At 72.1% G+C, this 11625-nt stretch carries 11 protein-coding genes; 2 read left to right on the top strand and 9 right to left on the bottom strand.

Features of this window, described 5'->3' with window-relative positions; translation table 11 throughout:
- Window positions 1-18 precede the first annotated feature (18 nt).
- The gene (locus ACIRC0_RS26625) at window positions 19-1128 is read left to right on the top strand and encodes an ABC transporter ATP-binding protein (RefSeq protein WP_403620244.1); all 1110 of its coding nucleotides are present in this window, start codon (window positions 19-21) and stop codon (window positions 1126-1128) included.
- A 65-nt stretch (window positions 1129-1193) separates the two neighbouring features.
- On the opposite strand, the gene ACIRC0_RS26630 is transcribed toward ACIRC0_RS26625, so the two are convergent.
- The 6 genes from ACIRC0_RS26630 to ACIRC0_RS26655 form a co-directional block, all read right to left on the bottom strand.
- On the bottom strand, window positions 1194-2129 hold the full coding sequence (locus ACIRC0_RS26630) for an ABC transporter substrate-binding protein (RefSeq protein WP_403620247.1): 936 nt from the start codon (window positions 2127-2129) through the stop codon (window positions 1194-1196).
- Window positions 2126-2797, bottom strand: coding sequence for an ABC transporter permease (locus ACIRC0_RS26635; RefSeq protein ID WP_403620250.1), 672 nt, complete (start codon window positions 2795-2797; stop codon window positions 2126-2128). The genes ACIRC0_RS26630 and ACIRC0_RS26635 overlap by 4 nt, the downstream gene beginning before the upstream one ends.
- Window positions 2794-3474: an ABC transporter permease gene (locus ACIRC0_RS26640; protein WP_403620253.1), complete on the bottom strand. Its 681-nt coding sequence runs from the start codon at window positions 3472-3474 to the stop codon at window positions 2794-2796. Before ACIRC0_RS26640 ends, ACIRC0_RS26635 begins: the two co-directional genes overlap by 4 nt.
- A 189-nt stretch (window positions 3475-3663) precedes the next feature.
- Window positions 3664-5124 carry an aminotransferase class I/II-fold pyridoxal phosphate-dependent enzyme gene (locus tag ACIRC0_RS26645; protein ID WP_403620256.1) on the bottom strand — a complete coding sequence of 487 codons (1461 nt, stop codon included), beginning with the start codon at window positions 5122-5124 and terminating at the stop codon, window positions 3664-3666.
- A 29-nt stretch (window positions 5125-5153) separates the two neighbouring features.
- On the bottom strand, window positions 5154-5363 hold the full coding sequence (locus ACIRC0_RS26650; RefSeq protein ID WP_403620259.1) for a hypothetical protein: 210 nt from the start codon (window positions 5361-5363) through the stop codon (window positions 5154-5156).
- A gap of 85 nt (window positions 5364-5448) precedes the next feature.
- Window positions 5449-6114 (bottom strand): UdgX family uracil-DNA binding protein, encoded by a 666-nt coding sequence (locus ACIRC0_RS26655; RefSeq protein ID WP_403620262.1) that lies wholly within the window; start codon window positions 6112-6114, stop codon window positions 5449-5451.
- Between the two features lie 139 nt (window positions 6115-6253).
- Between ACIRC0_RS26655 and ACIRC0_RS26660 the strand changes: the two genes are divergently transcribed.
- On the top strand, window positions 6254-6607 hold the full coding sequence (locus ACIRC0_RS26660; RefSeq protein WP_403620265.1) for an ANTAR domain-containing protein: 354 nt from the start codon (window positions 6254-6256) through the stop codon (window positions 6605-6607).
- Window positions 6608-6836: 229 nt separating this feature from the next.
- On the opposite strand, the gene ACIRC0_RS26665 is transcribed toward ACIRC0_RS26660, so the two are convergent.
- The 3 genes from ACIRC0_RS26665 to ACIRC0_RS26675 form a co-directional block, all read right to left on the bottom strand.
- Window positions 6837-7646 (bottom strand): SigB/SigF/SigG family RNA polymerase sigma factor, encoded by an 810-nt coding sequence (locus tag ACIRC0_RS26665; protein WP_403620268.1) that lies wholly within the window; start codon window positions 7644-7646, stop codon window positions 6837-6839.
- Window positions 7647-7839: 193 nt separating this feature from the next.
- On the bottom strand, window positions 7840-10059 hold the full coding sequence (gene glgB, locus ACIRC0_RS26670) for a 1,4-alpha-glucan branching enzyme (RefSeq protein WP_403620271.1): 2220 nt from the start codon (window positions 10057-10059) through the stop codon (window positions 7840-7842).
- On the bottom strand, window positions 10056-11441 hold the full coding sequence (locus ACIRC0_RS26675; RefSeq protein WP_403620273.1) for a maltokinase: 1386 nt from the start codon (window positions 11439-11441) through the stop codon (window positions 10056-10058). The genes glgB and ACIRC0_RS26675 overlap by 4 nt, the downstream gene beginning before the upstream one ends.
- Between the last annotated feature and the right edge of the window lie 184 nt (window positions 11442-11625).

The following is an 11625-nucleotide window of genomic DNA, read 5'->3' on the forward strand; positions in this document are numbered from 1 at the left end:
CGCGGTTAGCGTGAGGGAATGATCCGGTTCGAGCAGGTCACCAAGCGGTATCCGGACGGCACGACCGCCGTGCGCGACCTGTCGTTCGAGGTCGCCGAGGGTGAACTGGTCACGCTCGTCGGGCCGTCCGGCTGCGGCAAGACGACCACGGTGATGCTGGTCAACCGGCTGGTGGAACCGACCTCGGGGCGGGTCCTCGTGGGCGGTGACGACGTCGCGGGCGTCGATCCGGTGCGATTGCGGCGCCGGATCGGCTACGTCATCCAGCAGGTGGGGCTGTTCCCGCACCGCACCGTGCTCGACAACACGGCGACCGTGCCCCTGCTGCTGGGCTGGAAGAGGGCGAAGGCGCGGGCGCGGGCCGCCGAGCTGCTGGAGCTGGTGGGCCTGGACCCGAGGACGTACGGGCCGCGCTACCCCGACCAGTTGTCGGGCGGTCAGCGACAGCGGGTGGGGGTGGCGCGGGCGCTCGCCGCGGATCCGCCCGTGCTGCTGATGGACGAGCCGTTCGGGGCGGTCGACCCGGTGGTGCGGGAGCAGTTGCAGGACGAGTTCCTGCGGATGCAGGCGGAGGTGCGCAAGACGGTGCTGCTGGTCACGCACGACATCGAGGAAGCGGTGCGGCTGGGCGACCGGATCGCGGTGTACGGGCAGGGGCGCGTCGAGCAGTTCGACACGCCGGGGGCGGTGCTGGGCAGGCCGGCCACGCCGTATGTCGCCGGGTTCGTGGGCGCGGACCGTGGGCTGAAGCGTCTGTCGGTGACGGAGGTCCAGCCGGGCGGCCTCGAACAGCCGCCGGTCACCCGCCTCGACGAGCCCGCCCGGCGGGCCGAGGCCCGGTTGCGCGCCGAGGGCGCGCTCCGGGCGGTCGTCCTCGACGCGGAGGGCGATCTGCACGGCTGGGTCGGCACCGAGGAGCTGGCCGGCGGCGGCCTCGTCCGCGACCACGCTCACCGGATGGACTGCTGGGTTCCGGTGGGCGCTTCGCTCAAGCAGGCGTTCGAGGTGATGCTCCGGCACGACGCCGGGTGGGTGGCGGTCCTGGACGGGGCGCGCTTCCTCGGTGTCCTCACCCCGGCCGGACTGCACGAGACGCTGCGCCGCTCGGCGGACGCTTTCACTCCGTGACGAAGTCGGCCATCATCGCCATGTCCTCGTGTTCCAGGTTGTGTGGTTGAGGTGGAGACGCGGCGTCACTTCAGGAGCCCCTTGTCCTCGAGGTAGGCGCGGGCCACGTCCTGCGGCAGTCGCCGCCAGCTGTCCACCCGCTGGTTCAGGGACGCCAGGTCTTCTGTCGTCAGGACCGAGTTGAGAGCGCCCAGGGCCTTGGTGACACGGACTCCGCCCGCCCGGGCGCGGTTGACGACCGGGACGACGTAGTCCGCGTTCTGCAGGTGTCTGTCGTCGGCGAGCAGGACGAGCCCGAACGCGTCGAGGGTGGCGTCCGTCGTGGTGGTCAGCACCATCTGGTCCCGCCCGTCCCGGACGGCCCGCTTGGCCTGCGTGGTGCCGACACCCTTGGGGTCGACACCGGTGATGTCGATGCCGTAGGTCTTCCTCAACCCCGGTGCGCAGTACGGCCGGCGCACGCATTCCTCCCCGGCCGCGAGCCGCACCTTCAGGCCGGAGCGGCCGAGGTCGCTCAGGGTCCTCAGGTGGTGGTCGCGGGCGTAGGCGCGGGTCACCGCGAAGGCGTTCCGGTCGACCGCGCGGCCCGAGTCGAGCACCGTCAGCCCGCGGGGCGCGGTCAGCCTCCGCAGCGCGCTCATGGTGGCGGCGAGGTCCGGCGAGCCGACGGGCGCGGCCCCGGCGCCGTGGGTCCTTGCCTGGAGCCAGTCCGCGAAGGTGGCCGCGTACTCCGGGATCACGTCGATCTGCCCGGACTCCAGGGCGGGTTCGTACAGTTCCCGGTTGGCGACGGTGATGAGGGAGGTCGTGTAGCCGGCCCGGTTCAGCAGCAGGGCGTACATGTGGGCGAGCAGGTCGCTCTCGGTGAAGCCGGCCGAGCCGACGGTCAGGTGCCCGCTGTCGCCGGGCGGCGCGGTGACCCGGCTCCGGGTCTCCAGGGAGGGGCCCGTCATACAGCCGGCGACCAGCAGGACGGACGCGAGCGCCGCGTACCGTCTCATCGCCGGTCCCTGCCCCGGCGCGGCGCCAGCCGCTCGGCGGCCTCGAAGATCCCCTCGACCACCAGGGCGAACGCGGCCACCAGGACCGCCCCGGCGACGACCTGGGGCGTACTGGCCAGGTTGAAGCCCGCGGTGATGATGCGGCCGAGTCCGCCGCCGCCGGCCAGCGCGGCGATCGTGGCGGTGGCGACGAGCTGGACGGCGGCGATGCGCACCCCGCCCAGCACCATGGGGAGCGACAGGGGCAGTTCCACGCGAAGGAGCAGCTGCCGGCCGGTCATGCCCATCCCCCGCGCCGCTCGCACCACGTCGTGGTCGACCTCCCGCACGCCGACGTACGCGTTGGTCAGCAGCGGCGGCACGGCGAACAGGACGAGAGCGACGACGGTGGGGCCGTCGCCCCAAGCGCCGATCGGGGTGAGCAGCAGGAGCACCAGCACGGCGAAGGTGGGGACTGCGCGGCCGACGTTGGAGAGGTTGACGGCGAGTGCGCCGCCCTTGCCGAGGTGACCCAGGACGAGGGCGACGGGCAGTGCGATCAGGCAGCTGATGAGGAGACAGACGGCGGTCAGGACGAGGTGCTGTTGCAGCCGGTGCCCGATGCCGTCGTCGCCCGCCCAGTGCGCCGGGTCGGTGAGCCAGTTCCAGGTGTCGCCGAGGGTCCTCATCGGCTTCTCGCCCTCGCCCAGGGGGTGGCGAGCCGTTGCACAGCGAGCAGCAGCACGTCGGCGGCCACCGCGATCAGCACGCACAGCACGGACGCGGTCAGCACCTGTGCCTTGAAGTAGGTGTTCATGCCCGCGTAGATGAGGTTGCCGAGACCGCCGAAGCCGACGATCGCCCCGACGGTGACCAGGGACACCGCGGAGACGGTGGCGATGCGCAGGCCGGCCATGGCGGCGGGCAGGGCGAGCGGGAGTTCCACGGTGAGCAGCAGCCGGACCGGCCCGTAGCCCATGCCGAGGGCGGCCTGCCGGGTCTCCTCGGGGACGGCACGCAGCCCGGCGAGGATGTTCCGGACGAGCAGGGTGAGCGAGTACAGGGCGAGCCCGGTGACGACCAGGGTCGCCGACAGCCCGTACAGGGGCAGGAGCAGCGAGAACACGGCCAGCGACGGAATCGTGTAGAGGACCGTGGTGACGCCGAGGACGGGTGCGGCGGCCCGGCGCAGGCGGCGCGCCAGGACCGCGAGCGGGACCGCGACGAGCAGGCCGATGACGACCGAGGCCGTGACCAGCTGCAGATGCTGGAGCACCGCGTCGAGGAGGATGTGGCGGCGGGTGCGCAGGTAGGCGCCGCAGATCCACTCGTTGCGGGCGAGGCAGTCGTCCGGGGGCGTGGTCATACGTCCATGGGACCGGGCGGGCGAGGGGCCGCGCTCGTTGTGGTGGCCCGTCGGGGTGTCGCCGTCCGCACCGCGGTGGCGACGGAGGCGTCGTTCGCGCGGGGCGGGGGGCCGTGGCCCGCGTGAGGCGCCTGCGGCCCGAGGGGCGGCCCCGAGGCGGGGCCGCCCCTCGTGCGCGTGGGGGACGGCTCAGCGGCTCACGCTGATGGTGTGCAGCTGGGGGTCGTCGGCGTCGGGGAGGTTCATGCCCGACTCCAGGCCCGTACGCAGATAGCGCAGCACCGGCTCGGTGAGGCGTTCGCCCGGCAGGACGGCCGGGATGCCCGGCGGATAGGGTGTGATCATCTCGGCGCAGATCCGGCCTGCCGCCTGCTCCAGGGGCACGGACTCCTTGGGCCCGAAGTACGCGTCACGCGGCAGGCGCACCTGTTCGAGCCGCATCTCGGATCCCGTCGGCACCTCCGGGTGCGGCAGACCGGCCGCGAGCTCATCGGCGTGCCCGGCGAGGTCGCGCAGGGCCTGCAGCAGGGGCCGGGTGGTGTCGGGCGAGTCGGCGAAGGTGAGCTGGGCGCTGATGCGGCGGTGGTCGGAGAGGTGCATGTCGATGTGGTGTTCGGCGCGCAGCCAGTCGGCGGCGCGGTAACCGCTCGTGCCGAGGCTGCTGACGTCGATGGTGACGGGCAGCGGGTCGTAGTCCGCGGACAGGCCCGGGCCCACCAGGTCGTCGCGCCCGAGGACCTCCAGGCCCGGGATCTCCTCGACGGCGGCCCGGACCTGCTCGGCCAGGTGCAGCGCGTCGTCCAGCAGGTCCTTGCCGCGCAGGGCCATCTGGCGGCGCCAGGCGTCCAGTCCGGCGAAGATGAGGACGGAGGGGCTGGTGGTGCCCAACAGGTCCGCACGTGACTTCAGGGTCGTGGGATCGATCAAAGACCCCTGCAGATGGAAGACGGAGCCCTGTTCGAAACCGCTGCCCATCTTGTGGATGCTGGTCACGCAGACGTCCGCGCCGGCGTCCATCGCCCAGGACGGCAGGTCCGGATGGAAGGGCAGGTGCGCGCCCCACGCCTCGTCGACGATGAGCGGCACTCCGCGCGCGTGGCAGATCTCGGCGATCGCGGCCAGGTCCGCGCAGCCGCCGTACGGGGTCGGGCTGGTGACCAGCGCGCCGCGCGCCTCGGGATGGCGGTCGAGGGCCTCGGCGAAGGCCTCCGGTGAGGGTGCGTGCGCGAAGCGCTGCCGCTCGTCCCACTGGGGGTCGACCCAGACGGGCTCGATGCCGGCCAGGATCAGTCCGGAGACCACCGACTTGTGGGCGTCGCGGCCCACGACGAGCTGCTCGTGCGGGCCCGCCACGGCGAGCATCGCGGCCTTCACGGACAGCGAGCTGCCGCAGGTGGTGAAGAAGGTGTGCTCGGCATGGACGGCGTCCGCCATCAGCTCCTCGGCCCGCACGAGGACGTCACCGGTCATGCGGCGGTCGTCGAGACCGCCGGAGGCGAGCACATCGGAGCGGAAGACGTCGCTCAGCAGCTCTCTGGCCTCCGGGTCGGCGCCGCGGGCCTGTTTGTGCCCGGGCGGGGTGAAGGCGAGCTCCCCGCGCTCGTGGTAGCTGCGCACGGCTTCGAGAATCGGCACTCGGTTCTGGTCCACGGGTGTTCCCTCCTTCGTCGAGCGGTCGATCACGGCTCTCGGTCGGAGGGGCGTCCCTCGGCGGTCTTCCGGTTGGCCCGGAGGCTCGGGGTGATCGGGTCACCCGCGCCGCCTCCGGCGCCCCCGCCGGTGTCGGTGTCGTCCTCGTGGCCCTGCTCCTTCACCTCCTCCAGAACCTCCTCGGTGGCGGTACGGGTCGGCTTCTTGCGCCACGGCAGGCGCGAAAGGATCGTGCTCATGGCGGGCCGGGTACCCGCGGATCGCCGGATCAGGCGGGCCGGAGCCGCAGCTCACGCGTTCGGCGCCGGCACCGCCGCCTTCAGCTCAGGCCCGTCCGTTCAGCGCCCGCGCCGCCACCTTCAGGTCGGACACGAGCCCGGCGTACGCCGCCTCCCGGTCGTCGGCGCGCAGGATCGCGGAGGGATGCACCGTCGCGACGACGTACCGCTCGTCCTCGGAGCCGGGCAGCGGGAGCAGGCTCCCGCGGTCCTTGCTCACCCGGAAGGAGCCGCCCAGCAGGGACTTGGCGGCGGTCGCGCCCAGGGCAACCACGACGTCGGGCCGGATCAGGTCCAGTTCGGCGCGCAACCAGGGCTTGCAGGCGCTCATCTCCCGGAGGCTGGGCGCCTTGTGGATGCGCCGCTTGCCGCGTTCGGGGACGACGGTGAACTTGAAGTGCTTGACCGCGTTGGTGACGTACGCGGTGCCGCGGTCGATGCCGGCCTCGGTCAGCGCCTTGTCCAGCAGGCGTCCGGCCGGGCCCACGAAGGGTTCGCCCTGCCGGTCCTCCTGGTCGCCCGGCTGCTCGCCGACCAGCACGACCCGCGCCGAGGTGTCCCCCCGGCCGAACACGGTCTGGGTGGCGTTCTCGTACAGGGGGCAGCCGTGGCAGTCGGCGGCGGCACGCCGGTATGCGGCGAGGTCACCACCGTCCGGCAGGAACGGGGTCGCGTCGTACGCGCTCGCCCGGGCGTCCTCGGAACGGCTCATGACGTTCTTCACCTCCCCGGCCCACGGTCCTGACCCGGTCCCCGCAGTACCCCTTCTCCCGGCTCGCACACCCCTGGCGCGGTGGGGACGATGGAGGAAGCCCGACACCGGCGAAGACCACAGAACCCCGGAGGGGACGATGACCTCGAAAGCCCGTCCGGGAGAGGACGAGCCGGACACCACCTCCCAAGCGGAACGGATCTTCCAGCTGGAGGAGGAGATCTCCCAGCTGAAGGAGGCCGTCACCTCGCACGCGACGGTGGACCAGGCCATCGGCATGCTCGTCGCCCTCGGCCATGTGACGCCCGGCCAGGGATGGGAGGTGCTGCGGGAGGTCTCGCAGCACGCGAACATCAAACTGCGCAACGTCGCGGAGATGATACTGATCTGGGGCCGCGACGGGGACCTGCCGGACGACCTGCGCGTCCTTCTGGAGGACACGCTCGACCGCTACGGCCCCACGCAGTTGCCGGAGGGTCCGCCGCAGCACTGACGCCGCGTGTGCCGGCGTCGTGTTTCAAACACCCTCTCGCGGATAGTCCGGAAGGTGTCGGCGCACTGGCCAACCGTTCCCGGGAGGGTTCGGCAGTGAGCCCACCGCAAACGGCCGTCCGGTCGACAAGCGGCTCGGGCGGCCGAATGCGATGCGAACCGGTGCCGCGGCGGACCGGCAGGGCGGATCGGCAGAGCGGAATGGCAGGGCGGATCGGCCGGGCCGGGCATCAGGCGCTGTCGGAAAGGGCGCTGTCGGAAAGGGCCTCCTCACGCACACGCGCACAGCATCCGCTGAGCAGACGAGAGACGTGCATCTGGGAGATGCCGAGCTGGCTCGCGATGCGGCTCTGGGTCATCCCCCGGAAGTAGCGCAGATAGAGGATGGTGCGCTCGCGCTCGGGCAGGGAGCGCAGACACGGCTTGACGGCCTCCCGGTCGACGATCAGGTCGTAGCCGGCGTCGGAGTCGCCGAGGGCGTCGCCGAGCGCGTAGCCGTCGTCGCTGCCGGCGACCTCCGCGTCCAGGGAGAGCGCGGTGAAGCTGTCCATGGCTTCCAGTCCCACCCGCACATCGTCCTCGCTGAGGTGCGCGTGCTCGGCGATCTCGGCGACGGTCGGGCCGTGCCCCGGGGTCTCCTGTCCGATCTCCTTGACGGCCGCCCGCACCCGGTTGCGCAGGTCCTGGACACGCCGCGGTACGTGCAGGACCCACATGTGGTCCCGGAAGTGCCGCTTGATCTCGCCGGTGATGGTGGGAATGGCATAGCTCTCGAACGCGTAGCCGCGCGCCGGCTCATAGCGGTCGACCGCCTTGACCAGGCCGAGAGCGGCCACCTGGCACAGATCCTCGACGGACTCGCCCCTGCCTCTGTAGCGCCGGGCGATGCGCTCGGCCATCGGCAGCCACGACCGGACGATCTCGTCGCGCAGCGCCTGCCGCTCGGGGCCTTTGGGCAGCCCGCGAAGCTGTGCGAAGGCGTCGGTGGTGTCAGGGGCGTCGTCGTGCGGGTGTTGCTTGGCCTTGACCGTGATGCGCATGTGCTTTTCAACTCCCTCGAGGGGCTGATTGGACAGTCACCATGGGAGGGCGCACTCACGGAGCAGCACGGGGAACACACCCGGGGCTGGTGAGCCAGCTCCCACGGACGTGCCTCCTGTCCGAAGCACTAATCAGCCCATTCCCGACTTTCTGGACGGCAAACAATTTCTCGGACAGAGTGACGGTCGGCGCTCACCCGACTGCGGGAAGCAGCCATACGGTGGCCAGGGGCGGAAGGGTCAGACGGATGCCGTGTCCGGGACCCTGTTCGGGGGCGAGGGGGTCCGGGTTGCGGACGTCGCTGCCGCCGTAGGCCGCCGCGTCCGTGTTCAGCACCTCCTGCCAGGCGGGGACGTCGTCCGGGACGCCCAGGCGGTAGTCGTGGCGGACGACCGGCGAGAAGTTCGACACGGCCAGCAGGGGTCTGCCGTCCGCGTCGTGGCGCAGGAACGCGAACACGTTGTCGTCGGCGGCGTCCGGGACGACCCAGCGGAACCCTGACGGGTCGGTGTCGCGCTGCCACAGGGCCGGGGTGCGGCGGTAGATCGTGTTGAGGTCGCGGACCAGGTCCCGCACGCCCCGGTGGTCGGGTTCCGCCCCGTACTCCGGATCCAGCAGCCACCAGTCGAGGCCGTGGGCCTGTGACCACTCGCCGCCCTGGGCGAACTCCTGCCCCATGAAGAGGAGTTGCTTGCCCGGGTGCGCCCACATGAAGCCCAGGTAGGCGCGGTGGTTGGCGCGCCGCTGCCACCAGTCCCCCGGCATCTTGGACACCAGGGCCTGCTTCCCGTGCACCACCTCGTCGTGCGAGATCGGCAGCACGTAGTTCTCGCTGTAGGCGTACACCATCGAGAACGTCATCTCGTTGTGGTGGTACCTGCGGTGGATCGGGTCCTTGGACACATAGACGAGGGAGTCGTGCATCCAGCCCATGTTCCACTTCAGGCCGAAGCCGAGGCCCCCCTGGTCGGTGGGTCTGGTGACGCCGTCCCAGGCGGTGGACTCCTCCGCGATGGTCACCACGCCGGGGTTGCGGCGGTAGACGGTGGCGTTCATCTCCTGCAGGAACGCGACCGCGTCCAGGTTCTCCCGGCCGCCGTGCTCGTTCGGGGTCCACTGGCCGGGCTCGCGGGAGTAGTCGAGGTAGAGCATGGAGGCGACGGCGTCCACGCGCAGGCCGTCGATGTGGAACTCCTCGCACCAGTACACGGCGTTGGCGACCAGGAAGTTGCGCACCTCGCGTCGCCCGTAGTCGAACTCCAGGGTCCCCCAGTCGGGGTGGGCCGCGCGCAGCGGGTCCTGGTGCTCGTAGAGCGGGCGTCCGTCGAACTCGGCCAGCGCCCAGTCGTCGCGTGGGAAGTGGGCGGGTACCCAGTCCATCAGGACGCCGATGCCGGCCTGGTGGAGGGCGTCGACGAGGTACTTGAAGTCGTCGGGGGTGCCCAGGCGGGCGGTGGGCGCGTAGAAGCCGGTGACCTGGTAGCCCCAGGACCCGCCGAAGGGATGCTCGGCGATCGGCATCAACTCGACATGGGTGAAGCCCAGCTCCTTGACGTAGGCGGGGAGTTGCTCGGCCAGTTGCCGGTACGTCAGCCCCGGCCGCCAGGACGGCAGGTGCACCTCGTACACCGAGAACGGCGCCCGATGCACGGGCGTGTCCGCGCGGTGCGCCATCCATGCGTCGTCGTGCCACTCGTACGCCGACTCGGTCACGATCGAGGCGGTCGCCGGCGGCACTTCCGTGCGGCGGGCCATGGGGTCCGCGCGTACGGTGTGGCTGCCGTCGGGGCGCGCGATGTCGAACTTGTAGCGCGTCCCGGGGCCGAGACCGGGCACGAACAGCTCCCACACCCCGCAGGCACCGAGCGAGCGCATGGGGTACGCGCGGCCGTCCCAGTGGCAGAAGTCCCCGCACAGCCGGACCCCTCGGGCGTTCGGCGCCCACACCGTGAAGCGGGTGCCGGTCACGCCCTGGTGGGTCATGGGGTGGGCGCCGAGTGCCTTCCACAGCTCCTCATGGCGTCCCTCACCGATCAGGTGGAGGTCGAGATCGCCGAGCGTGGGCAGGAAACGGTAGGGGTCGTCGGTCTCCTGGACGGTGTCCGCGTACGCCACGAGCAGCCGGTGGTCCGGTACGTCCCGCACCGGCAGCAGGGCCGAGAAGAAGCCGTCGCCGTCGTCGTGCAGTTCGGCCCAGGCGTCGCCGATGACGACGGTGACCGAGAGCGCGCACGGTCGCAGCGCGCGGAAGACCATCCCGTCCGGCACCGGGTGCGCACCGAGCACGGAGTGCGGGTCGTGGTGCGTTCCGGCCAGCAGCCGCTCCCGGTCGCCGGTGGGCACGGGGGCGGGTGCCGGGGTGCCCAGGTACGGCGAGGCGAGCGGGGGCGGGGGCGGGGTGTGCGTGGTCACGGCGTGGGCCTCCTGTCGCCGGGGCGTCGGGCGAGGCGTGCGATCGCCGCCATGGGCACCGGCAGCCAGTCGGGCCGGTGGCGGGCCTCGTACAGGACCTCGTACACGGCGCGGTCCGTCTCGTAGGCGCGCAGCAGCGCCGGTTCCGCGCGCGGGTCCCAGCCCGCCTCGGCGGCGTAGCCCGCGCAGTACGCCTCGCGGCAGCGCAGCGCCCACTCGGGCTGCCACGGCCGGCGGGCATGGGCGGCGTAGTCGAAGGAGCGGAGCATGCCCGCGACGTCGCGGACCGGGGACTGCGGGCGGCGCCGTTCGGGAAGCGGGCGGGCCGGTTCGCCCTCGAAGTCGATCACGTGCCACCGGCGTTCGGCCCGCAGCACCTGGCCGAGGTGCAGGTCGCCGTGGATGCGCTGGGCGGGCCGGGGCGTGTCGAGCGCGGCCAGTTCGGTGAAGGCGGAGCGCAGCCCGTGGGCGTACGGCAGCAGTTCCGGCACGGCGTGGGTGGCGTCCCGCAGCCGCTCGACCATGCCGGCGGTGAGGGGTCCGGTGTCGGGCGGGCCCTGGGGTTCGGCGGGGAACGCGGCGGCGAGGGCCAGATGCACCTCGGCCGTGGCCCGCCCCAGTTCGTACGCCTCCTCGGTGAACTCCCGCCCGGCCGCGAGGGCGGCGAGCGCCTGCGTCCATCCGTCGGCGGCACCGTGCAGGAAGGGCTGGAGCACGCCGAGCGTCGCGGCCCAGGGGCTGGAGGTGCGGAACCAGGCCACCGGCGCGGGGACGCAGGTGCAGCCCTGCCGGACCAGGGCCCAGGGCACCTCCAGGTCGGGGTTGATCCCGGGCCGCACCCGGCGGAAGACCTTCAGGATGTAGGCGTCGCCGTACACCAGCGAGGAGTTGGACTGCTCGGCTTCGAGGAGGCGGGGCGCGAGCCCGGTGGGTATGGTCACCCGTCTGTCGCGTTCGAAGCGGAGGGCGCCCGCGGTGCCCGGCGTGCGCAGCCGTTCCAGGAGCAGGGACGCCGAACGCGGGTCCTGGAGGGCGTCGTACACCAGCAGCCCCGCGAGAGGTCCCTCGCTCGCCCGTCCGAGGACCGCCGGGGAGACCCGTGGGGACAGGGACTCCCCGGTGCCGAGGAGCAGTTGGTAGCAGTCGTGCCCCGGCGCGGCGGTCGGCGAGCGCCCGATGCAGTCCGCGCGGACCAGGACGTGCAGGCAGCCGGGGTGCAGTTCGCTCACCGACAGCAGGGTCAGGTCCGTGACGGGACGTCCCTTGCCGGCGAACCAGCGCTGGCGCGGCAACCACTCCCGCAGCAGACCGGAGAGCGAGGGCAGCAGCGAGGCGGGGCCGATGCCGTCCTGGCTGAGCGTTGCGGTCTGGGTCTTCGGCATGGCCTCGCGTCCTTTCCGTGCCGGCCGACGTCGGCGGCCCTGATTCAACTGGTCACGAACACGTTGACCTTGGTGGCCTGGGGGACGTTCTTGCGGATGCGGAACCAGTAGAAGCCGTGGCCTGCGAGGGTGAGCAGGTAGGGCAGTTCTCCGATGGCGGGGAAGCGGACCCCGCCGATCAGTT

The organism is Streptomyces sp. NPDC093984 (genome assembly GCF_044764595.1).
GTDB classification, from domain to species: Bacteria; Actinomycetota; Actinomycetes; order Streptomycetales; family Streptomycetaceae; genus Streptomyces; species Streptomyces cynarae.

What these genes read in the sequence shown, in the direction of transcription:
- ACIRC0_RS26625 (WP_403620244.1), top strand. Translation starts at nt 19, where the DNA reads ATGATCCGGTTCGAGCAGGTCACCAAGCGGTATCCGGACGGCACGACC.
- ACIRC0_RS26630 (WP_403620247.1), bottom strand. Translation starts at nt 2,129, where the DNA reads ATGAGACGGTACGCGGCGCTCGCGTCCGTCCTGCTGGTCGCCGGCTGT.
- ACIRC0_RS26635 (WP_403620250.1), bottom strand. Translation starts at nt 2,797, where the DNA reads ATGAGGACCCTCGGCGACACCTGGAACTGGCTCACCGACCCGGCGCAC.
- ACIRC0_RS26640 (WP_403620253.1), bottom strand. Translation starts at nt 3,474, where the DNA reads ATGACCACGCCCCCGGACGACTGCCTCGCCCGCAACGAGTGGATCTGC.
- ACIRC0_RS26650 (WP_403620259.1), bottom strand. Translation starts at nt 5,363, where the DNA reads ATGAGCACGATCCTTTCGCGCCTGCCGTGGCGCAAGAAGCCGACCCGT.
- ACIRC0_RS26655 (WP_403620262.1), bottom strand. Translation starts at nt 6,114, where the DNA reads ATGAGCCGTTCCGAGGACGCCCGGGCGAGCGCGTACGACGCGACCCCG.
- ACIRC0_RS26660 (WP_403620265.1), top strand. Translation starts at nt 6,254, where the DNA reads ATGACCTCGAAAGCCCGTCCGGGAGAGGACGAGCCGGACACCACCTCC.
- ACIRC0_RS26665 (WP_403620268.1), bottom strand. Translation starts at nt 7,646, where the DNA reads ATGCGCATCACGGTCAAGGCCAAGCAACACCCGCACGACGACGCCCCT.
- ACIRC0_RS26675 (WP_403620273.1), bottom strand. Translation starts at nt 11,441, where the DNA reads ATGCCGAAGACCCAGACCGCAACGCTCAGCCAGGACGGCATCGGCCCC.